This window comes from Sulfitobacter sp. HGT1, assembly GCF_013282155.1.
Lineage (GTDB): Bacteria > Pseudomonadota > Alphaproteobacteria > Rhodobacterales > Rhodobacteraceae > Sulfitobacter.
This window is the reverse complement of the sequence record NZ_BLWI01000002.1, coordinates 1-19,827: the sequence shown is the minus strand read 5'-3', so window position 1 is coordinate 19,827 and position 19,827 is coordinate 1. Positions and strand designations below refer to the sequence as shown.

The following is a 19,827-nucleotide window of genomic DNA, read 5'->3' as shown; positions in this document are numbered from 1 at the left end:
CGTTGGAAGAGGGCGCACTGCATAATTCGCGGATGCCTGAGCGGGAAAGCGGTGGATTATGCCAGCCGCTGTCGGGTCGCGGCCAGAATATCCTGTGCAACGGCTTCGATCGCTTGCGCGCCGTCAATCACGACAAAGCGGTCGCTGAATTCCTGCGCGAGGGACAGGAACCCTTTGCGCATGGCCACTTGCAGGCTTTCGCCGAAATCCTCGAACCGTTCTTCGGCGGTGTTGCGCGACAGGGCGCGCGACAGCCCTTGGGCAGGGTCCATGTCGATCAGGATGGTCATGTCGGGTTCAATGCCGATCATCAAGTCGTGCAACTGGTCAACGGTGCTGCGCAGATCGCCACGGCTCAGCCCCTGATACATACGGGTGCTATCGGCGAAACGATCGCAGATCACCACCTTGCCCGCATCCAGCGCAGGCTGGATGGTGCGTTCCAGATGGTCGCGCCGGGCGGCGGTGAACAACAGGATTTCAGTATGCGCCGACCAGCGGTCCGGATCGCCCTGAAGCACCAGCGCGCGGATTTCCTCGGCCCCCGGAGACCCGCCGGGCTCGCGGGTCAGGATCACGTCATGGCCCGATGCCTCAAGCGCTTGTTTCAGCAGTTTGGTCTGGGTCGACTTGCCCGATCCGTCAATGCCCTCAAAGCTGATGAAAAACCCCTTTGCGGTCACGAAGCGTCCTCGGGGCCTTCGTTAAGGCGGTTCAGCAGATGTTGGGCGGCGGCGGTCAGTTTCACCATGAAACCACCGGGGGCCACGGCCTCGGAGGCGACAAGCTGGGCGCGGACTTCGGGCAGATCGCCACGGGTCAGAACCAGTTCGCCCACAGGGTCACCCTTGGCAACAGGGGCGCGCAACGGGCTTTTATAGACCACTTCGGCAACCACTTGGCTTCCGCCCGAAACAGGGATCAACACCGATAGATCCTTGGCCAGTTCCAACCCGACCGAGCTTGCCGATCCGATGGCAACAGGAGCCCGCGCGATTTCAGTACCCGCCGCCCCCATCGAGCGTTGCGAGAACTGCCGGAAGGCCCAGTTTACAATCGCCTCGGATTCCTGTGCACGCGCGGCGGCGGTTTCCAGCCCCGAGATCACAAAGATCACCCGGCGATTGCCCTGTTTGGCCGACCCCACCAGACCATATCCGGCCTCTTCGGTGTGGCCCGTTTTCAGACCATCGGCACCGATACCAAGACCCAGCAGCGGGTTGCGGTTGCTTTTGTTTTGCGGCGCGCGGCCGTCAAACAGAAACTCGCGTTGCGAAAACAGCGGATAATATTGCGGGTAGTCATTGATCAGGTGCATCGCCAGCAACCCCAGATCGCGCATCGACATACGCTGCCCGGCGGCGGGCCAGCCGTTTGAATTGGCAAAGGTTGAATTGGTCATCCCCATTTGCTGCGCGCGCTGTGTCATCAACCGCGCAAATCCCGCTTCGGTGCCATCAGGGCTGAGCGCTTCGGCGATCACGGCGCAGGCATCGTTGCCGGACAAGACGATAATGCCGCGCAACAGATCCTCCACCGACACGCGGTCGGTGGTATCCAGAAACATGGTCGACCCGCCATAGGACATCGCATGTTGGGACACCGGCAGCTTTTCGGTCAGATCAAGCCCGCCATTGCTTTTGCCCCGTTCGATCGCCTCGAACGCCATATAGAGCGTCATCAGCTTGGACATCGACGCGGGCGGCAAAGGCGTGTCCGCATCCTTTGCCATCAAGACGGTACCGGTGGTCTGGTCAACCACATAGGCCGCCGTCGCGCGGGTCTCGAAGGCCAGCGCGGGCAGGGATAGAAAGACCAGCGCCAGCGTGGCAGCGAAGATGCGGATCATGTTAAAGCTCCTTTGGCTTTGGATCAGTTGGACACGGCATATGCGTCCGAGAACCCTTCAGCTTTGATGGATTTCAGCAAGGCGGTCAGCTCCGTCTTGGTGGCGGCGGGGCCGACCAAAACGCGCCAGAAGGCTTTGCCGTTAATTTCACTACGTTTGATGGTGGGCAACATACCGGCGCTGCGCATCTGGTTGGCAGAGCGGTCGGCATTTGCCTCGACGCTGAAGATCCCGATCTGGACATAAGGTTTTGCCAGATTGGAGGGCTGCGTCGGCGCAGGGGCGGGGGTCGCGGGGGCGGGGGTCGCGGGGGCCGCTTCAATCGCGGCAGCCGCAGCAGTGGCCACAGGGGCAAGCGCGGTTTCGGTCACGGTTGCCGGTGCTTCGACCGTCGCCTCAGGGGCTGAATCCTCAGCCGGCGCACCCACCTCTTGGCGGCGCAATGCGGTCACATTCAGCGGGGCAGGGGCACCGGCCAGCACATTCAAGGCCGCCGCCGCATCAGATGATATTTGCAGATTTGGCCCCGGCAGATCGCGTTCACGGCGGAACAACGCACCGATCACGAATTTCCCGTTGGCCTCGTTGCGGATGATCACGCGTTCGGGGTCTGTCACATCGGGGTGGGCGACCCAGACGCCGCCCAAACTGGGCCGTCCGTCCCAAAGCCCCTGATCTGTCACGGAAAACACATCCGGCGCTTCGACATCACGCTCCACGAGCTTGGTCGAGGTGGGTGCCGATGCCGTGTCGTTCTTTTGGCCCAGTCCAAACTGGCCGTTGGCATCGCACCCCGCCAGCGCAGTCAACGCCACAAAGCCCACAGTCGCCATCAAAAGCGGCCGCGCCTGAGAGAATAAAGAAACCTTACGCCTGTCCATACCCGTCGTCCTTGCCTGCGGACCCGGCGTTTTCGCCGTTGCCCATTCGCGCCGTGAATACGGCATGTTTCACGCCCCGTTGCCGAGGTCTTGGCGTCACACTAGCCTTTGCAGCCCGCGCTGAAAAGGCTGCCGCTGCAGGATCGGCAAAATTCCCCGCCGATTGTCGTGAACTGGGTGCATTTCGAGGTTTGCAGAATCGCTGGCACCCCTCTATGCGGTCTGTGCTGCGGAGGAGTGGCAGAGTGGTCGAATGCACCGGTCTTGAAAACCGGCGTGCGTGAGAGCGTACCGTGGGTTCGAATCCCACCTCCTCCGCCATCCCGTCATTTTTGTCAGTTTGATCAGGTCGCTTTGAGCGGCCTTTTTCATTGCTTAACAGTAGCTTAGTGTCAGGTTTTAATTGTCTTGAGTTTCTTTCGATTGCGTCTGTATTCGTTCCTTGAGTGGTATGGGATGTGGTGTTTTTGAATGGCTTTATCCGGCAAGCTGACAAGGAAACTGGTCGAGAACCTGGGCGCTGGGCGGGATGGCGACGGTACGGGCGCGCAAATTTGCGCGGGCGATCCGCGCAACAAGCAACCAAGAACAGGCCGTCGTAAATATCAGGCGAGCAAATGTGTGTGCGACATATGCCCTTCAAAATCCAATTGCTGTCCAAGGACAAACGCGCGGACTTATCACCCGCGAAGAGCACGAGGATGCCCGTGACTTCACTCGGATGGCATTGAAATCCGACTTCAACCCAAAGGCTCAAGCCAAGCGCAAGAAGGTCGAGATGCTCTTCGCTAACCTCAAACGGATATTGAAACTGAGGCGGCTCAGGCTGCGAGGGCCCTGTGGCGCGAAAGACGAATTTACGCTTGCCGCCATTGCCCAAAACCTGCGAAAACTCGCAAAGCTAAGACCACAGACCGCCAAAACGAGGATCGCAATATGATCTAAACCAGCAAATCACCCAATCAGCGAACCGCCCCTCATATTGGGCGGAACAAGAAGCCTATGCCCATGCATGCGTGGCAGTTCGACTGCCAATCTACAACGACTTTTCCAACGCAATAAGCCCATTTTACCGATTTTCTGCGACGCGGCTAAAGTCGCATTAGAGCAATGGCCGGCCCCCACCCTGCGACAGGGGCCGCCTTTCTCTTATGGCAGCTTCATCTCGCTGTAATCGCCACGAACATAAAGCGTGACCGTGACATCCTGCCCATCGCGGTTGCGCCAGAACCAGCCGTGATTGCCGGCGAACGCTGCGGTCAGAACGCCTTCATCACCCGCAACAGCGCGGCCCTTTTGGTAGCTGATGTTCTGTCCGCTACCGTCGCCGTGCAGGTCGAAGTTGACGACGCCATTTTCAGCAACCCAGTGGAACTCCGCCTCAGCCCCTTCTTCCATGACCAGCTTGGCCTCGATGCCTTCGCCGGGGGTCAGCGTGACGCTGTATTGATCCGTCCATTCCGGTTTGGTTGTTTGTGCGTGGGCTGCACCGACAAAGACGCTGAAGAACCCGCCGCCGAGATTGGGTTGTTCTTCAACCGTCCCGTTGTTTTGAAGCTCCAGCAGGCGGTCGGCTTCCGCCTCTTCGGCAAGCTGGACCTTGATCTCGCCCATTTCAGCCAGCCCCACGGCCTTACCGATGCCCGTTGGATCAATCCCGTATTCCGACGGCAGGACGACAGTCACGAGGATCACGACAGCCGCGACGGCGGCGATAATCGTTGATTTGATAAGTTGTGCCGAGGTTGGCAAGTCATCAAGATTTGGTTTGTTTCCATTATGCATTTTCTTGTTCTCCAAAGGGATCAGGCGACGAAGTAGCCGGTCATCTGATATCCGATCAGAATGAACCCGGCCGACATCATTACGACATTTGCGGTGTAAGCGTGTTTCCAGAAGCCAGTGGTCTTGCGCCAATAGCCCATGATAATCAGGATCATGGCGAGGGCGATCAACTGACCAATCTCGACGCCGACGTTGAAGGCCAGCAGGTTAGGGATCAGGCCGTCCTGCGCGATATCATATTCCAGGATTTTGGTTGCAAGACCCAGCCCGTGAAAGAAGCCAAAGATCACGGTGGCGGCCTTGGTGTTGGGTTGGAATCCGAACCACCGCTGGTAAGCTCCAAGATTGTCCAGCGCTTTGTAGACCACCGACAGCCCGATGATGGCGTCGATGAGGTAGGCGCTGACATTCCAGCCGAAATAGACCCCGGCCAACATCGTTGTTGAATGGCCAATGGCGAACAGACTGACGTAGATAGCGACGTGCTTCATCTTGTAGAGGAAGAAGACGACGCCGAAGAGGAACAGCAGATGGTCGTATCCGGTGACCATGTGTTTGGCCCCCAGATACATGAACGGGATCAGCTTCATGCCGCTGACCTCCTGGATATAGCCCTTGTCGCCTTCGGTGACGGCATGGGCATAGGCCGTGGCCGCAAAGGCGAGCAACGCCAACAGGACCATTGCCATTAGGATCAGGGATTGCCGCATAGGATGCAACAGATGCCTCGACCCGTAGGATCGGTTGTGTATCATTGTGATTTTCCGCTTTGTAAAAGTGTGGGATGACAGCGCCTAAAGGGCGCAGCATCACACGCGCGGAGGTCGATCCAGATTGAAGCCCCTGCGATCCGGCATGGCATAGCTTGCCAATGCCCAATGCGTTCGTGTCGGCAACACCATACCTGATGGCGTGCGAGGCGGCAGGAATGCAATGTTATGGTCGTGGTCTGCTACATCATGGGCGTGTCCATGATAGGCATGCATCACATCAATGATGTCCTCGTGGGCATGGCCGTGATCCGCGATCTCGGCGTGATGCTCGGTCACGATCTTTGCCAGTTCGGTGATATCGTGAGAGACCATGCGGGAATTGGATGACAAGATTATGCCCACCGCGAAAGCGATGGTCAGCACAATTCTCAAATAGCCCGTCACTATCCGTGTCATCCCACTCTTTTCCGCAGGTCTTGGCCCACTTGCCTCATCCCCCCAGGGGGGTTACCTGTTTGATATGACAAAACATGCACCTCATGCAACCCATCCGGCAATCGTCAAGCGGCTGAAACGTGCCAATGGACATCTGTTAAGCGTCATTAATATGATTGAAGATGCGCAGCCTTGCACCGACATCGCACAGCAACTTCATGCCGTTGAGAAGGCGATCCAGCAAGCCAAACGCACATTGATCCAAGACCATATAGATCATTGCCTCGATACCGCGCAGACTGGCTCCAGCGGTTCTCCTGTCGCGGCAGAGTTCAAAGCGATTATTAAATACCTCTGAGGGATCATTATGCTTTCTGTTCTCGCTGACCGCACCTACCGGCACCTGTTCCTGGCACAAATCGTGGCGCTGCTCGGCACCGGCCTGGCCACTATTGCACTGGGGCTTTTGGCATATGATCTATCAGGTGAACGGGCCGGTCTGGTTTTGGGAACCATCTTCACGATCAAGATGGTGGCCTATGTCGGCATAGCCCCAATCGCCGGAGCCTTTGCCAATCGCTGGCCACGCCGGACCATGCTGGTCAGCCTTGATCTAATCCGGGCCGCAGTGGCGCTTTGCTTGCCCTTCGTGACCGATGTATGGCAGGCTTACATCCTGATTTTTGTGCTTCAGTCCGCCTCTGCCGCCTTCACGCCGACGTTTCAGGCCACAATCCCCGACATCTTGCCAGAGGAAGACCGATACACCCGTGCCTTGTCACTTTCCCGGCTGGCCTATGACCTTGAAAATATCATCAGCCCGATGCTGGCCGCGATCCTGCTGACCTTCGTCAGCTATCACGTGTTGTTTGTCGGCACTGTGATCGGGTTTGTCGGGTCGGCCTTGCTGGTCGTGTCAGTCCTGCTGCCCAGCCCGCAACCAACGGCGTCAAGGGGGATCTATGACCGCACCACACGGGGGATGCGGATATATCTCGCCACGCCGCGCCTGCGTGGGCTTTTGTCGCTCAACCTCGCAGCAGCGGCGGCGGGCGCGATGGTGCTGGTGAATACCGTGGTTCTGGTCCGCTCCGATCTGAGCCTTGGCGACACTCAAGTAGCAATAGCTCTTGGTGCCTTTGGCGGCGGGTCGATGCTGGCGGCCCTTTTGCTACCCCGACTTTTGGACAACTGCCCCGACCGCTCGGTGATGATCGGCGGAGCCGCTGTGCTTGTTGTCTCGCTTCTAAGCCTGTCTCTGATGTCACTCATCTACGACACACAATGGCTCCCGCTTCTCGCGGGCTGGCTGATCATCGGGATCGGTTATTCTGTAGTGCTGACCCCATCGGGACGGCTGCTCAAGCGATCCGCACATGCCGAAGATCGGCCTGCCGTCTATGCTGCTCAGTTTGCTTTGTCACACGCTTGCTGGCTTATCACATATCCGCTTGCAGGATGGCTGATCACGGTCGCCGGGCCAACAATGGCCTTTGCTGTCCTTGCATTGCTTGCGGCAATTGGGATGATAAGCGGGGTCATCCTTTGGACGCGGGACGACTCTGGAGCTTTTGAACATACGCATGAAGACCTGCCAGCAGACCACCCGCATGTTCAGAATGGCCGAACACATAGCCACCCGATTGTCATTGATGACTATCATCAGCACTGGCCAAGACTGTGATTTCCAAAAAGCAGCCATCGGAAGACGACCAGTTAACGGTAGCAGAGTCCGCTGAACGGCGTTTCATCCAACAAAATGCTGCGCGGTTCACGAATGGCCGCTTTGACTGGCTGCGTCGCAGCATCGCTCTGACTGGCGAAGGGCAGGTTTGGGCCGCGAGTGCCGATGGCGCTTGCCCGTCGGCTTGCGCTGCGATTGAATGGTGGTGAACCCAGAAAGGTAAGAATTGCAAATGCCAATCTACGAGTTTGCCACAGAAGAAATTCGTCCTCTGATCAAGACCACATTCAGCCAAATGCAGATGCAGGAGCGGCGAGATCTTCAGCGTCTTCTCCGAGCGAACATCTCAGTCGTCGCACCCGACACGCTGGTGATCGCGGAGGAGTTCGGAGACTGGGACGAATCGCGTCGGCGCATCGACCTCCTCGGCATCGACCGCGATGCGAACCTCGTTGTGATCGAGCTCAAGCGAACGGAAGATGGCGGCCATATGGAACTCCAGGCGATCCGCTATGCCGCGATGGTCTCGACCATGACCTTTGATCAGGCCGCCGACGTCTTCGATCATTATCAGGCACAGATCGGCAATTCCGATACCGATGCGCGAGCTGAGTTGCTCGATTTCCTCGGGTGGGAAGAGCCTGACGAGGATGCGTTCGCCCAAGACGTTCGGATCGTTCTGGCCTCAGCCGAGTTCGCTCTCGAATTGACGACATCGGTTCTTTGGCTCATCGAGCGCGGTATCGACATCCGATGTGTGCGGCTCCAGCCTTACAAATACGACAGTCGAGTTTTCGTGGATGTCCAGCAGATCATCCCGCTCCCGGAGATGGCGGAATACCAGGTCCGAGTAACCAAGAAGAAGCGTAAGGAGCGAGAGGCGCGCTCGGACACCCGAGACTGGACCAGCTACGATATAATTCTCGGTGAACGTAAGATATCTGGGTTGCGCAAGCGGCATGCCATCTATCAAACGTTCCGCTACCTCGTCGAGCAAGGCGTCGCCCCGAAGAAGGTTGCAGAACACCTTGGGCGGTCTATTGATCGTGCTCTCGTTTCAGTCAATGGCGAAGTGAGTGCGAACGAATTCTATCTCCTTGCACAAGAAAAGCGGCAAAAGATGGGACGTAGTTTTGATCGCACCCGGTTTTTCTGTGGCGATGAGGAACTCCTCCACTTCGAGAATTGCACTTACGCTTTTATTAATCAGTGGGGCGGATCAAATTGGCTTCAGGCAATGAAAAACCTTCGTGACGCATTCCCTGATCAGAGAATCCAGTTCGCACCATCCGAATAGTAGCGACAACCGTTTGCCTCTTCGATGGGTTGACTTACGGCCCTTATATTTTGCTTAAGTGAATGTCCGGTTTGACGGACCGTACCGCAGCATAGTCTGTTGTAATTACATGTCTCCTTTGGACCGTGTGGACCTGTCGCGCTTTTGTGCCGCCCCAAGCGCTCGTTCAAGCCACTTTCCGTTCGAAAGCGACGGGGCTTTTCCAGCCCAGTGCTGAGTGGCGGCAGCGCGGTTTGTAGAAGCCGTTGATGTAGTCGAAGATCGCCATTTCAGCCTGCCGCCGTGTTTCCCATGACCTCCGCCAGATCAGTTCAGCCTTGATGGTTTTGAAGAACGTCTCGACCATTGCCCGGCAGGCGCATGCAAAGCATGCTGCCGGGAGGGGGCGGCATTATCATAACAATTCCCTTTGCCGCTCATGGACACGGTGAACCCGTGTTGGCGCAGGATCTTCTGATAGTCGTGAGAGCAATATTGCGACCCACGATCTGTGTGATGGACGCAGCCTTTGGGCGGTGAGCAGAATGCTATAGCCATTTTTAACGCCCGGATCGCCAGATCGCGTTTCATGCGATTGCTAACGGCCCAGCCGATAACGCGTCGGGAATGCAGGTCCAGGATCACGGCCAAATACAGCCACCCGTCACCTGTCCAGACGTAACTGATGTCACCAGCCCATTTCTGGTTCGGGCGCTCAGCCACAAAGTCGCGATCTAGCAGGTTTGGTGCAATGTTGAACTTGTGGTTGCTATCCGTTGTGACTTTATGTTTGCGCGTTCGCACCACCGATATGCCGTTCTGGCGCATCAAACGGCCAACACGGCGGTGACCGATATCCAATCCGATCTCCTTCAGCTCTTCGGTCATCCGTGGGCGTCCGTAGCTGCCCAGACTGAGGCGTGACTGTTCCTTGATATGCGCCAACGCAACAAGATCCGATCGCTGCCTGCGGCTGGCTGGCCGACTGCGGAAAGCCCGCAATCCGCGCGCGCTGACCTCCATAGCATGACACAAGCGCTCTGTCGGAAACTGATCTCGGTGCTCTTCCACAAACCTGAACCTCACGGCTTTTGGCTCGCGAAGAACCGCGCCGCTGCTCTGGCCGAGTGGCGCGGTCTCTGCGCAGCCTGACAGATTGAGGTTGCTGAAGAACAGAGACTGGTTCGCATTTGTCTGACAGCACCATTTGCGCCAATCGGTGGAAGTCATGCTGCCGCAAGGATCACGTCCCAGTGGCCCCATAGTTTGGGAAAGACTAATATTTGTCTTCAAAGGGTTAGTTCATGTCGCGACAGATGGATAATCCTTACCAACCCAATGCTGCAATTTGGCTGCGAACTCTTTTTGAAACGCCAGCGGTCCGCTTTTTTCCATATATGGCTCATCATAGATCCCGATGAAGATCGTCAGGTTCAGGAAGAAATGCGCGCCCATTTCAAACAGTGCCACATAGTCGTGGTTGATCAGTGCTTCGCGTTCTTCCGGTGTAAACCCGTTGACAGTGGACATCTCTGCATCGCTTAGCCTTGGTCCAATTGACTGTTCCCATGTTGCGACGAAATTGCGCGGGTCTTCGGTGTACCGCTTAAGGTATTCGGGGTCCCGATCTACGGTAAATAGGAATTTGTTGACGTAATACTTGCTCATGCTGCGGTCTCCTTGGGATACCAAGTAAAGTAGGCTTCCATCGTGTGGAACAGATCATAGTTGTCGACGTAATCCGCGCCTTCGGGTCCGGCCACACCCAACATCAGAATGAAGTTCAGGAAGCCGTGGGTCGCGTTGCCGCTTTTGGCCATGCTTTCGTGATCGACATTGGCAAGGATCGCATCAATGTCGCCGTTGCGCAGCCACTCGATCGCTTGAAGATCGAATTCGGGGTCGGGTCCGGTTTCCATGAACTGGCGCGGTCCGCCAAGTTCCAATGAAAGATGCCCCGTGCCGATGGCCGCAATGCGTTTGTCCGAAGGGTAGGCGTCAATTGCTTTGCGAATTGCCCGACCCAGTTCATAAAAGCGCTTTGGCGACGGCAGCGGTGGGGCGAAAATGTTTGTGTATATCGGCACCACCGGCAGGTCATTGTCGGGGCGTACGGTAATGATAGGGCAGATGATCGAATGGTCGATCTTCAGCTCGTTGGAGAATGCCAAGTCAAAGTCCTGATCCATCAGGTTCTGGTGCATGAAGCCGGACATGTCTTCGTCGCCTTCCAGCACGTATTTCGGAATGCCGAATTCGCGTTCTTCATTATAGAATGTCGCGTCATAGCGTGGCGCTTTGCCGATCAGGAACTGCGGGCAGTTGTCCAGAAAAATCTGGTGGAAGTGGTCCGAGCCGATCATCACCAGAATATCAGGCTTCGTGCGTTCCAGCGTTTCACGGTAGGCTTCGATCTTGCGCTTCCACTCTGGCGCAAAGGGTGGCTGCTCCGCGGGCGGCGCAGTTGTCGCCTTGAGGTAAAACGGGTGGTGGGTCGAGGCCAAGGTGGCAACTAATTGAGCCAAATTATCACTCCTTCATCAATCGGGTGGCCCGGTCGGGCCTGTTCATAAGGTGATCCCGCAGCATGTTGCTGCGGGGATATAGGTCATGCTTTAGGCGAAAAGGTCGCGTTCGACGCCAGCGGCTTCGAACAGATAGTCGCGGCTTGCTTCCAACTCGCCGCGCAGGCGTTCGATGTCAAAGCCCAGAATCTGGCCTTTCCATTTCTTCACCTGACCGGCGACCATAACTGTATCGACGTTGCTACGCTCCATCAGGGTCACAACGGCACCGGGGACATTGTTCAGCGGTGCAACATTGATAGCTTCGGCATCCAGCAGGATGATGTCTGCCTCTTTGCCCGGCGTCAGTGACCCGATCTTGCGATCCAGCTTCAGCCCTTCAGCGCCGCCCATCGTGGCATGGCGAATGGCTTGCATGCACTGCATCAGTTCTGGATATTCCTGACCTGACAGCGCCTTTTCGTTGGCAATCATGCGTTGCAGCGTGATCAAGCCGCGCATCTGGGTAAAGAAATCAGCCGTCATGGTGCATTCCACGTCCGTCGACAATGACGTGGACATTCCCATGTCGATGGCCTTCTGGATCGGCGGCGTGCCGTGGCGCATGTGCATCTCAATCGGGACCGAAAGTGAGATGTGCGCACCGGCGTCCTGAGCGTACTTCCAACCTTCATCAGACATTCCGGTCATGTGGATGAAAATATTGTCTTCGCCGAACATGCCAGCAGCGCCCAGTTCGTCAAAGGTTGGTTGCATACCAAACGTTCCGACCACATGCAGTGCAATCGGCAGGCTCAATTCGCGGCCGATTTTCCACGCTTCTTCGTATCCGGGAAGGTATATTTCGCCGCCCATGACCATTGTTGTCAGTTGGTCGTCGGATGAAAAGTACTGTTCTTTGATGCGCGCAGCATCCCCCGGATATTTGGCGCGATCGCCCCAACCTTCGAAATAGCCAAAGACACCGCGACGACCCGCATCGCGCAGGCCCTCGATGGCCGCGTCTGAATGTTCTGGCGAATGGTGGATCTGGCTGACATCCATGACGGTTGTGACGCCAGCATCAAGCTGCGAGATGCCGCCAAACAGTTCATTGATATAGACGTCCTCGGGACGATAATGCATGGAAAATCCCTGCAGGATCGTCTCGTAATAATTGGATGCATTTGCAGGGCGGCCATCGTTGACAAGAATACCGTTGGACAGTTGGCTGCGCAGGGCGGTTTCGAACTGGTGGTGGTGTGTGTCAACAAACCCGGGCATGACGACCTTGCCTGCCGCATTAATCACGGCCGCGTCGGGCGCATCGATATTGGCACCCACGGCAATAATATTCTTGCCGTCAATCAAGACATCACCCACGGCAAAGTTGCCCACGGCGTCGTCCATCGACATGACAGCACCGCCTTTGATCAGTACACGCCGACCGGGTGTTCCGACGCCTTCGGGCAATGTTGAAGCAGCAGCTTGTTGCGCGTGGGCCGTGCCCGCGATTGAAATACCGGCTGTGCCAGCGACGCCCGCGACGGCGCTTGCCTTAAGAAAGTCGCGCCGCGTGGGGCAGGGCAACTGGGGTTTTTGCGGATCGCAAAGTCTACACATGTTTGGTTTTCCCTCCTGAAAGACCTTCTATTGTCCGATGACCGATGCAAGCGCGGGATAGCGCGTGAGGGTCTCAGCAATGCTGGATGCTACGGCGCGCATTTGCGGTAGCCGTTCGTTGATCAAATAGTCGGCATCAATGATGCCGCTGTAGCCTGATGTATTGAGGGCAGCGATTGTCCGGCCATCCACCGCGCGTATCGGGACGGCCAGCGCGGTGATCCCATAGTCAAGCTGATCTACTGTCGTTGAATAATGCGCCGCGCGCGCGGCATCAATTTCTGCACGTAATGCGGTTGGATCGGTGATTGTCTTGGATGTGAGCGGCGCAATGACAAGGTCGTCAAAATAGGCATCAAGTTCAGCGTCTGGAAGACCGGCAAGCAAGACGCGACCAAGCGATGTCGCGTAGGCCGGGTAACGGGCACCAACGACCGCTGCGGCACGGCGCGCGCGCTGAACAGAACTGTGGGCAATATAGATCACGTCCTTGCCATCGAGCGTGCCAACAGAAGAGGCATCGCCGAACCTTGCCACCAAATCTCGCAGGAATGGCTGGAGCACTTCATCGATTCGCGCTGAATAGTAGAACGCTGATCCCAAGGTCATGATCTTGGGGCGAAGGTGAAAGCGTTTGTTGTTTTGCCCGACATAGCCAAGCGTCTTGAGCGTGATCAGACTCCGTCGCGCAGCCGCTGGGCTTAGGCCGACCTTCCGCGCAATTTCGCTGAGGGTCATTTCGGGGCTGGAGACATCAAAACTTTCAATAATAGCAAGGCCTTTTGCAAGCGCCTCGACAAATTCGGCTGGTCTTTCAAGCTCGTTTTTGTTGCGCTTCTGCGTTGGCTTAGACGCTGCCGGATCCTGATTTTTTCCAAGCTCAAGCATGCAGCACCTTGTTCAAATTCGCCGTCATCTTTGCCTCCCGTTTTTGTTTCAATGAAGTGCCGTGATGTTGGCAGGAAACATGAAGCTTGACGAAACCTTAATTCGCTGCAATTGTTTCGGCAAGAGAAAATATTTTCGGTATGCGAAAAAGGACACAATATGCGAATTGGCAAACAGGATCAGGCTTTAACAGCAATCGCGACATCGGACGTCGATTCGATCACGGTGCGGGGGTATGACCTGTGTGACGATTTGATCGGTCAGATTGATTTCAGTGACTACTTTTGGCTGCTGGTGATCGGTCAAAAGCCATCATCTGCGCAACGCAAGATGCTTGATGCTTGTCTTGTCGCGATTGCGGAACACGGGTTGGTCCCTAGCGTTCAGGCGGCGCGCATGACGTTGGCCGCAGGCCCCGAGGCATGGCAGGGCGCTATGGCCGCAGGTCTGCTGGGCATGGGTTCTGTTGTGGCGGGCAGCACCGAGGTTTCTGGGCAATATCTGGCGCAGGTCATGGCAAAGGCAGATGCCGACGGCACCGACCTTGAGACAGCGGCAATCGCATGCCTTAACGAGCTCAAGGCGCAGCGCAAGAAAGTCCCCGGCCTTGGCCACCCCCAACACAGCGACGGTGACCCGCGTGCCATCAAATTGCTGGATATTGCAGATGATCTGGGTGTGACAGGGAGATATATTGAAACGCTTCGTGCGCTGGCCAAACACGCACCCGGCATCATCAACAGACCGCTGCCAATCAATGTGTCCGGTGCGATACCGGCGGTCATTCTGGATGCAGGTTGGCCGTTGGAGGCCCTGAAAGCGGTGCCACTATTGGCGCGCACCGCCGGTCTGGCAGCCCATCTTTACGAAGAATCACTGCGGTCCATCGGGTTCATCATGTCGCATCAGGCCGATGTGGCGATTTCCTACGATGGTGAGACGTCAAAACCTTCAAATTCAACATCCTGAGGCGGGCATTATGGTCAAAATTCTGAAAAATATCCGCGTCATCGAGATGGGAACATACATTACCGGTCCTGCAGCCTCGATGCATTTGGCCGATCTTGGTGCCGATGTCATCAAGGTTGAAAGACCCGGTTCCGGTGATCCGTTCCGTGCGTTCAAAGGCGGGCTCTATTCACCGCATTACCAGACGTATAACCGTAACAAGCGATCGATCGCGCTGGATACAAAGCTGTCCGACGACCTGGCGACGTTTCATGATCTGATCGCCTCGGCGGATGTGTTCATCCAGAATTTCCGCCCCGGTGTGGCGGAAAAACTGGGTGCTGGAGGAGAGGATCTGCGCAAGATCAATCCAACTCTGATCTATTGCGCGATTTCAGGATTTGGCAAGTCTGGTCCATACCGCGACCGCCCTGCTTATGACACTGTTGCACAGGCCGCGAGCGGGTATTTGCGTCTGCTTACGCCGCCCAAAAATCCACGGGTTATCGGCCCTGCGATTGCCGATGCCGTGACTGGCCAATACGCCGCAATGGGCATTATGGCGGCCTTGGTCGAACGTGGCGTCTCGGGCAAGGGCCGCAGGTTGGATATCTCGATGTTGGAAGCGATGGCGCATTTCAACCTCGACAGCTTTACGCACCACTATTCAGCGGGTGAAGTCATGGGCCCACTGTCGCGCCCGGTTGTGTCCCAAAGTTACACCTTCGAATGCAGCGACGGCAAATGGGTCGCCATTCACATGTCTTCGCCGACCAAGTTCTGGGAAGGGTTCTTGTCTGCGACAGGGCAAGAGGCGCTGAAAGAAGATCCACGATTTGCTGAACGTCTTGAGCGGATCAAACATCAAGACGAGATGATCGAGATTTTGACGCCGATCTTCAAGGCTGAGACGCGCGACACATGGTGTGCCCGCTTTGAGGCAGCAGAGGTCCCGCATTCACCGGCTTATGACGCGGATGAGGCACTTGAAGACCCACAAGCAAAGCATCTGCGCATCGCGGTCACTTCCGAGCACGCCGAGATGGGCAGCTTTACCACGGTGCGCCCGCCTTACAGCTTTGATGACACGCCCGAATATGAGGTTCTGCCGCCGCCGACGCTTGATGAGCACGGCGATGAAATCAGGGCCGAACTGAACAGCGCGCGCAAAGCCAGCTGACACCATTGGGCTACAAGGGAGGAGCAACAACATGAGTGACGTGGACAACCCCAAAGCCGTACCAGCCGCCGCCGTGCGTGAAGCCAGCAGTGCGATGCTGCAAAAGCAGCTTTACGCGATCTTTACGACGCCAACAGACGGGCTGGGCGCGGTTTTTGCCAATCTTGAGGCGCATCTTGCCTTTCAGGTCGGGCTTGAAAAAGACGGCATCATGTATGCGGCAGGGCCCTTGTGGACCGACGACGAAGACCATTGGGAGGGCGAAGGCATGGTCGTCATACGCGCCGCATCGCGCGCGGAGGCCATCGCCATCGCAGAACGCGACCCCATGCATCAATGCGGCGCACGCACTTTCACGGTCCGCCCGTGGATGATCAACGAAGGGTCAATAAGCGTGCGTCTCGACTACTCAACACAGACTTTTGAAATCAACTGAACATCGAGGGAGGAATACGATGAAGACTTTTCTAGGAACAATGACGGCGGTGATCGCCTTTCCTGCGGCTTTGCTGGCGCAAGAGACGATTGATATCACAGTGGCGTCCAGCCACCCAACCGTTGTGCCATGGGTTGGCATGATCCAAACGCATTTCATGGCGCGCACGGATGAAATCCTTGCTGAAAGCGGTGAATATGAAATCGCATGGAACGAAGCCTTTGGCGGCACGCTGTATAAAGCCAACGCAACGCTGAGTTCTGTTGAAGAAGGCATCACTGACGTAGGCTGGGTGTTCTCGTTCTTGGAAGCGGCAAAGCTTCCACTGAGCCAAGTATCGACCAATACACCGTTTGCCACAGCCAACCCGCCCGTCTTGCTGGACGTTATGGAAAGCCTGTTTGAAACAAACGACGCCTTCCGCGCTGAGTGGGAAGATCACAACCTCAAGGTTCTGGGCCTGACCGCAACGGACCTATATGACATCTACACCAAAGAACCACTGACAGGTATTGCCGACATCAACGGGATGAAGCTTTCTGCCCCCGGTGTTCTGGGTAGCTGGCTGCGTGGCACGGGTGCCAACGCTGTCGATGGTGCGCTGACAACATTCTACACGGATGTTCAGACAGGTGTATCTGACGGGGCTTTGACGTTGGCGCTTGGGGCGATGCCGATCAAGCTTTATGAGGTCGCACCTTACATCAACCGCTTCGACGCCGGTGCGGCGTTCTCGGGTGCTGTCGCAATCAACCGCGACACATGGGATGGCCTGCCAGAAGCAGTACAGAATGCGATGATCGAGGCCGGTGCCTACTACACAGAAAGCCACGGACAGGACATGGTGGATCGTCACGAGTTGATGATGAATCTGATGGTTGAAAATGGTGCCGAGCAATCGCCACCAGTGACGATCGTCCAAATGCCTTCTGGCGAACGTCAGGCTTGGGTGGACATGCTGCCTGACCTAGCTGGCGAATGGGCTGCTGCTGTCGATGAGCAGGGCGCGCCCGGTACCGCCTTTTTGTCAGAGTACATGGACGGGTTGCGTGCTGCGGGTGAAACCCCTGCGCGTGACTGGGACAAGTAACGGTCCAGACCTGTGAAAACTGAAAACAAACCAGACAGTGCCCGCGTATCGCGTGGGCACGGCAGCCACGGTATTGCCCGCATTTGGGCATTCGTCGTGGAAGGCCTCGCGGTCTTAGGAACGCTGATGATCGGTGTTCTGATGATCATTATCTGCGCCGATATCGTATTCCGCAACCTGCTTGGCGCATCCTTGCCATTGGTGTCGGAACTTGGGGCATTGGTTCTGGTGATGATCGTTTATCTGCAACTTGCCACGACAGTGCGGGCCGACAGGCTAGCGCGGACCGAGATTTTTCTGCCACCTTTCAAGCGCCGCTTTCCCAAATCGGGCCGTTTGATTGCCGCTCTGTTTGATTTTGTTGGTGCCGCCATGCTTGGCCTGATCGCGTGGTCAACACTGCGAATTTTCGAAAAAGATTTCAGCTCTGGCGAATTTATCGGTGTCACCGGTATCGCGACACTGCCGACGTGGCCATTCCGCGCAATGATCCTGTTGGGCGTGACCGTGGCTGCAATTGAATTCATCGTGCGGGCCGCAAGCAACCTGCGGACGTCCGACACAGGAGCTGACCCCCAATGACCCCTATTGAAATTGGGATATACGCCATTGGCGCGTTGATCCTGTTGATCTACATCGGGCTACCCATCGGTATCGGGATGCTGCTTGTGTCTTTTGCAGGCGTTGCCTTGATCCGGAATGAAGCCGTTGCGACACGGATGATCGGTGCGGTGGCCAACGATTCACTGCAAGAATATCTCTTTGCCGTCGTGCCCCTGTTTGTTCTTATGGGGCTGCTTGTGACGGTGTCGGGGGTCGGTAAGGATACCTTTGACGTTTTTGAACGCTTGCTAAAGCGCGTGACTGCTGGACTTGGTATTGCCACTGTCTTTGCCAATGCTGTGTTCGCCTCGATCACCGGCATTTCCATTGCATCCGCAACCGTCTTTAGCCGTGTGGCGGTGCCAGAAATGACGCGACACGGATACACCAAGAAATTCGCAACTGGCGTTGTCGCCGGTTCCTCAGTGTTGGGCATGATGATCCCGCCTTCGCTGTTGATGATTGTCTACGCGGTACTGGCCGAAGAATCGGTCGGGCGGATGTTCCTCGCCGGGATTGGGCCGGGCCTTTTGCTGGCGGTTTTGTTTTCAGCAACGATCATTTTGTTGGCGAAGACCCAAAAGAACTTTGTGTTTGCCAACACTGAGGACACGATCGAATTCCACGATATTACCGGAGGCGAAATTGTCCGAAAGTCGATACCCATCGTCAGTCTGATGATGCTGGTGTTGGGTGGTTTATACGGCGGGTTCTTTAACCCAACCGAGGCTGGTGCAGCGGGTGCCTTCGGCGCGCTGGTCATCGCATTGCTGCGCAAGTCGCTTGGGAATGGCACGCTTTGGAAGCTGTTGGTCGAAACCGGTCAAATCACCGTATCTGTCCTGCTTTTGATCATGGCCGCGACCTTCTTTAGCCGCATGCTGGCTTTGTCTGGCGTGCCGCGCGAACTGGCGGAATTCTTTCTGTCTGGCCCGGTTGGTCCATTTGGCTTTCTCATTCTGTATCTGCTGATCATCATCGCGCTGGGTTGTCTGATCGACTCGATCTCGATCATGTTGATCATGCTGCCGATTGCCTTGCCCGTGGCCAATGCCGCCGGGTTCGACCTGATCTGGTTTGGCGTGCTGACAGTTGTCGCCGTTGAGATCGGACTTCTGACCCCGCCCTTTGGATTGTCCGTCTACACGATCAAATCCGCTATGGATGACCCTGACCTTAAAGTCGGCCAAATCTTTCGTGGGGCGTTTCCTTTCGTTATCGCCATGCTCGTCTCGCTGGCGCTGATCATTGCTTTCCCTTCAATCGCGACGTGGCTCGCCCGTCTGTAAACAAATAGAGAAGATCACCCATGACCAATCTACTTTTCGTGGTCGGAAGCCTGCGGGCAGCCTCTGCTTCTAAAGCTGCGGCACGCGCGCTTGTTGACCGGCTTGGGTCTGATGTGACCTGCAGCTTCGCCGACATCGGTGGGCTGCCGCACTACAATGCAGATCTGGGCGACGTGCCTGCGGCGACTGGTTTGATCAAGCAAATACATGATGCCGATGGTCTTGTGTTCGTTACGCCTGAATATAATTACAGCGTTCCTGGCGTTCTCAAGAACGCGATCGACTGGGCGTCGCGGCCCGCGTTTGAATCTGTGTTCAAGGGCAAGAAATGCTTTGTCATTTCCGTATCCGGTGGTGCGTTGGGTGGGGTGCGCGCGCAATCCCACCTGAAGTATATCCTCAACGGCATGCTTGCAGAAACCTATACATGCAAAGAGGTCGTTGTTCCCATGGCCAATGCAAAGGTCGACGCCGGCAAGCTGAACGACACTGCCATTCTTGATTTTGCCGAAGAGAATATTCGTGGTTTTCTGAAAAATCTCTGACCCGCGCTGGCGGGGCCAGCCGAGCCTTGCAGCCCACAAACGAATTGCCCACAGAACATTTCAGGAGCTTACATATGGGCACTGTCAGAGCAAAATCG

General features: G+C 56.3%; 21 protein-coding genes, 1 tRNA gene and 1 pseudogene. 12 read left to right on the top strand and 11 right to left on the bottom strand.

The window, feature by feature from the left end:
* Nucleotides 1-56 precede the first annotated feature (56 nt).
* The 3 genes from tmk to HGT1_RS02215 are packed head-to-tail and all read right to left on the bottom strand — an operon-like array spanning nt 57 to nt 2,730.
* A complete protein-coding gene (gene tmk / locus HGT1_RS02225; protein WP_176248360.1) occupies nt 57-683 on the bottom strand; it encodes a dTMP kinase in 627 nt (208 codons plus the stop codon).
* The gene (locus HGT1_RS02220; protein ID WP_176248359.1) at nt 680-1,849 is read right to left on the bottom strand and encodes a D-alanyl-D-alanine carboxypeptidase family protein; all 1,170 of its coding nucleotides are present in this window, start codon (nt 1,847-1,849) and stop codon (nt 680-682) included. The genes tmk and HGT1_RS02220 overlap by 4 nt, the downstream gene beginning before the upstream one ends.
* A 23-nt stretch (nt 1,850-1,872) precedes the next feature.
* The gene (locus HGT1_RS02215) at nt 1,873-2,730 is read right to left on the bottom strand and encodes an SPOR domain-containing protein (protein ID WP_176248358.1); all 858 of its coding nucleotides are present in this window, start codon (nt 2,728-2,730) and stop codon (nt 1,873-1,875) included.
* 231 nt (nt 2,731-2,961) lie between these two features.
* Here HGT1_RS02215 and HGT1_RS02210 point away from each other — a divergent pair.
* A tRNA-Ser gene (locus tag HGT1_RS02210) sits at nt 2,962-3,051 on the top strand.
* Nucleotides 3,052-3,259: 208 nt separating this feature from the next.
* Nucleotides 3,260-3,670, top strand: a complete 411-nt coding sequence (locus tag HGT1_RS02205; protein WP_176248357.1) for a transposase — start codon at nt 3,260-3,262, stop codon at nt 3,668-3,670.
* A gap of 209 nt (nt 3,671-3,879) precedes the next feature.
* On the opposite strand, the gene HGT1_RS02200 is transcribed toward HGT1_RS02205, so the two are convergent.
* From HGT1_RS02200 to HGT1_RS02190, 3 genes are all read right to left on the bottom strand, one after another.
* Complete coding sequence (locus tag HGT1_RS02200) at nt 3,880-4,515, bottom strand: transmembrane anchor protein (protein ID WP_176248356.1); 636 nt, start codon at nt 4,513-4,515, stop codon at nt 3,880-3,882.
* 20 nt (nt 4,516-4,535) lie between these two features.
* Nucleotides 4,536-5,198 (bottom strand): HupE/UreJ family protein, encoded by a 663-nt coding sequence (locus tag HGT1_RS02195; RefSeq protein WP_375708104.1) that lies wholly within the window; start codon nt 5,196-5,198, stop codon nt 4,536-4,538.
* 126 nt (nt 5,199-5,324) lie between these two features.
* Nucleotides 5,325-5,684: a hypothetical protein gene (locus tag HGT1_RS02190; protein WP_176248355.1), complete on the bottom strand. Its 360-nt coding sequence runs from the start codon at nt 5,682-5,684 to the stop codon at nt 5,325-5,327.
* A 64-nt stretch (nt 5,685-5,748) separates the two neighbouring features.
* On the opposite strand from HGT1_RS02190, the gene HGT1_RS02185 reads away from it, so the two are divergent.
* The 3 genes from HGT1_RS02185 (at nt 5,749) to HGT1_RS02175 (ending at nt 8,644) form a co-directional block, all read left to right on the top strand.
* A complete protein-coding gene (locus HGT1_RS02185; protein ID WP_176248354.1) occupies nt 5,749-6,021 on the top strand; it encodes a metal-sensing transcriptional repressor in 273 nt (90 codons plus the stop codon).
* A gap of 9 nt (nt 6,022-6,030) precedes the next feature.
* A complete protein-coding gene (locus tag HGT1_RS02180; protein ID WP_176248353.1) occupies nt 6,031-7,347 on the top strand; it encodes an MFS transporter in 1,317 nt (438 codons plus the stop codon).
* Nucleotides 7,348-7,579: 232 nt separating this feature from the next.
* Nucleotides 7,580-8,644, top strand: a complete 1,065-nt coding sequence (locus tag HGT1_RS02175) for a hypothetical protein (protein ID WP_176248352.1) — start codon at nt 7,580-7,582, stop codon at nt 8,642-8,644.
* 166 nt (nt 8,645-8,810) lie between these two features.
* Here HGT1_RS02175 and HGT1_RS02170 read toward each other — a convergent pair.
* From HGT1_RS02170 to HGT1_RS02150, 5 genes and pseudogenes are all read right to left on the bottom strand, one after another.
* A pseudogene (locus tag HGT1_RS02170) lies at nt 8,811-9,745 on the bottom strand (IS3 family transposase); the annotation flags it as partial.
* A gap of 180 nt (nt 9,746-9,925) precedes the next feature.
* The gene (locus HGT1_RS02165) at nt 9,926-10,291 is read right to left on the bottom strand and encodes a hypothetical protein (RefSeq protein WP_176248351.1); all 366 of its coding nucleotides are present in this window, start codon (nt 10,289-10,291) and stop codon (nt 9,926-9,928) included.
* A complete protein-coding gene (locus tag HGT1_RS02160; RefSeq protein WP_176248350.1) occupies nt 10,288-11,148 on the bottom strand; it encodes an extradiol ring-cleavage dioxygenase in 861 nt (286 codons plus the stop codon). The genes HGT1_RS02165 and HGT1_RS02160 overlap by 4 nt, the downstream gene beginning before the upstream one ends.
* A gap of 90 nt (nt 11,149-11,238) precedes the next feature.
* On the bottom strand, nt 11,239-12,750 hold the full coding sequence (locus tag HGT1_RS02155; RefSeq protein WP_176248349.1) for an amidohydrolase family protein: 1,512 nt from the start codon (nt 12,748-12,750) through the stop codon (nt 11,239-11,241).
* A 27-nt stretch (nt 12,751-12,777) separates the two neighbouring features.
* Complete coding sequence (locus HGT1_RS02150; protein WP_176248348.1) at nt 12,778-13,638, bottom strand: IclR family transcriptional regulator C-terminal domain-containing protein; 861 nt, start codon at nt 13,636-13,638, stop codon at nt 12,778-12,780.
* Between the two features lie 159 nt (nt 13,639-13,797).
* Here HGT1_RS02150 and HGT1_RS02145 point away from each other — a divergent pair, with 159 nt between their 5' ends.
* From HGT1_RS02145 to HGT1_RS02115, 7 genes are read left to right on the top strand one after another with little or no spacing between them, the layout of a single operon-like run.
* Complete coding sequence (locus HGT1_RS02145) at nt 13,798-14,607, top strand: citryl-CoA lyase (protein WP_176248347.1); 810 nt, start codon at nt 13,798-13,800, stop codon at nt 14,605-14,607.
* A gap of 10 nt (nt 14,608-14,617) precedes the next feature.
* Complete coding sequence (locus tag HGT1_RS02140; protein ID WP_176248346.1) at nt 14,618-15,766, top strand: CaiB/BaiF CoA-transferase family protein; 1,149 nt, start codon at nt 14,618-14,620, stop codon at nt 15,764-15,766.
* A gap of 31 nt (nt 15,767-15,797) precedes the next feature.
* Nucleotides 15,798-16,202: a YciI family protein gene (locus HGT1_RS02135; RefSeq protein WP_176248345.1), complete on the top strand. Its 405-nt coding sequence runs from the start codon at nt 15,798-15,800 to the stop codon at nt 16,200-16,202.
* Nucleotides 16,203-16,221: 19 nt separating this feature from the next.
* Nucleotides 16,222-17,292: a C4-dicarboxylate TRAP transporter substrate-binding protein gene (locus HGT1_RS02130; protein WP_176248344.1), complete on the top strand. Its 1,071-nt coding sequence runs from the start codon at nt 16,222-16,224 to the stop codon at nt 17,290-17,292.
* A gap of 12 nt (nt 17,293-17,304) precedes the next feature.
* Nucleotides 17,305-17,874, top strand: a complete 570-nt coding sequence (locus HGT1_RS02125; protein WP_255200066.1) for a TRAP transporter small permease subunit — start codon at nt 17,305-17,307, stop codon at nt 17,872-17,874.
* Complete coding sequence (locus tag HGT1_RS02120) at nt 17,871-19,184, top strand: TRAP transporter large permease (RefSeq protein ID WP_176248343.1); 1,314 nt, start codon at nt 17,871-17,873, stop codon at nt 19,182-19,184. Before HGT1_RS02125 ends, HGT1_RS02120 begins: the two co-directional genes overlap by 4 nt.
* 20 nt (nt 19,185-19,204) lie before the next feature.
* The gene (locus tag HGT1_RS02115; RefSeq protein ID WP_176248342.1) at nt 19,205-19,729 is read left to right on the top strand and encodes an NADPH-dependent FMN reductase; all 525 of its coding nucleotides are present in this window, start codon (nt 19,205-19,207) and stop codon (nt 19,727-19,729) included.
* Nucleotides 19,730-19,827: the final 98 nt, after the last annotated feature.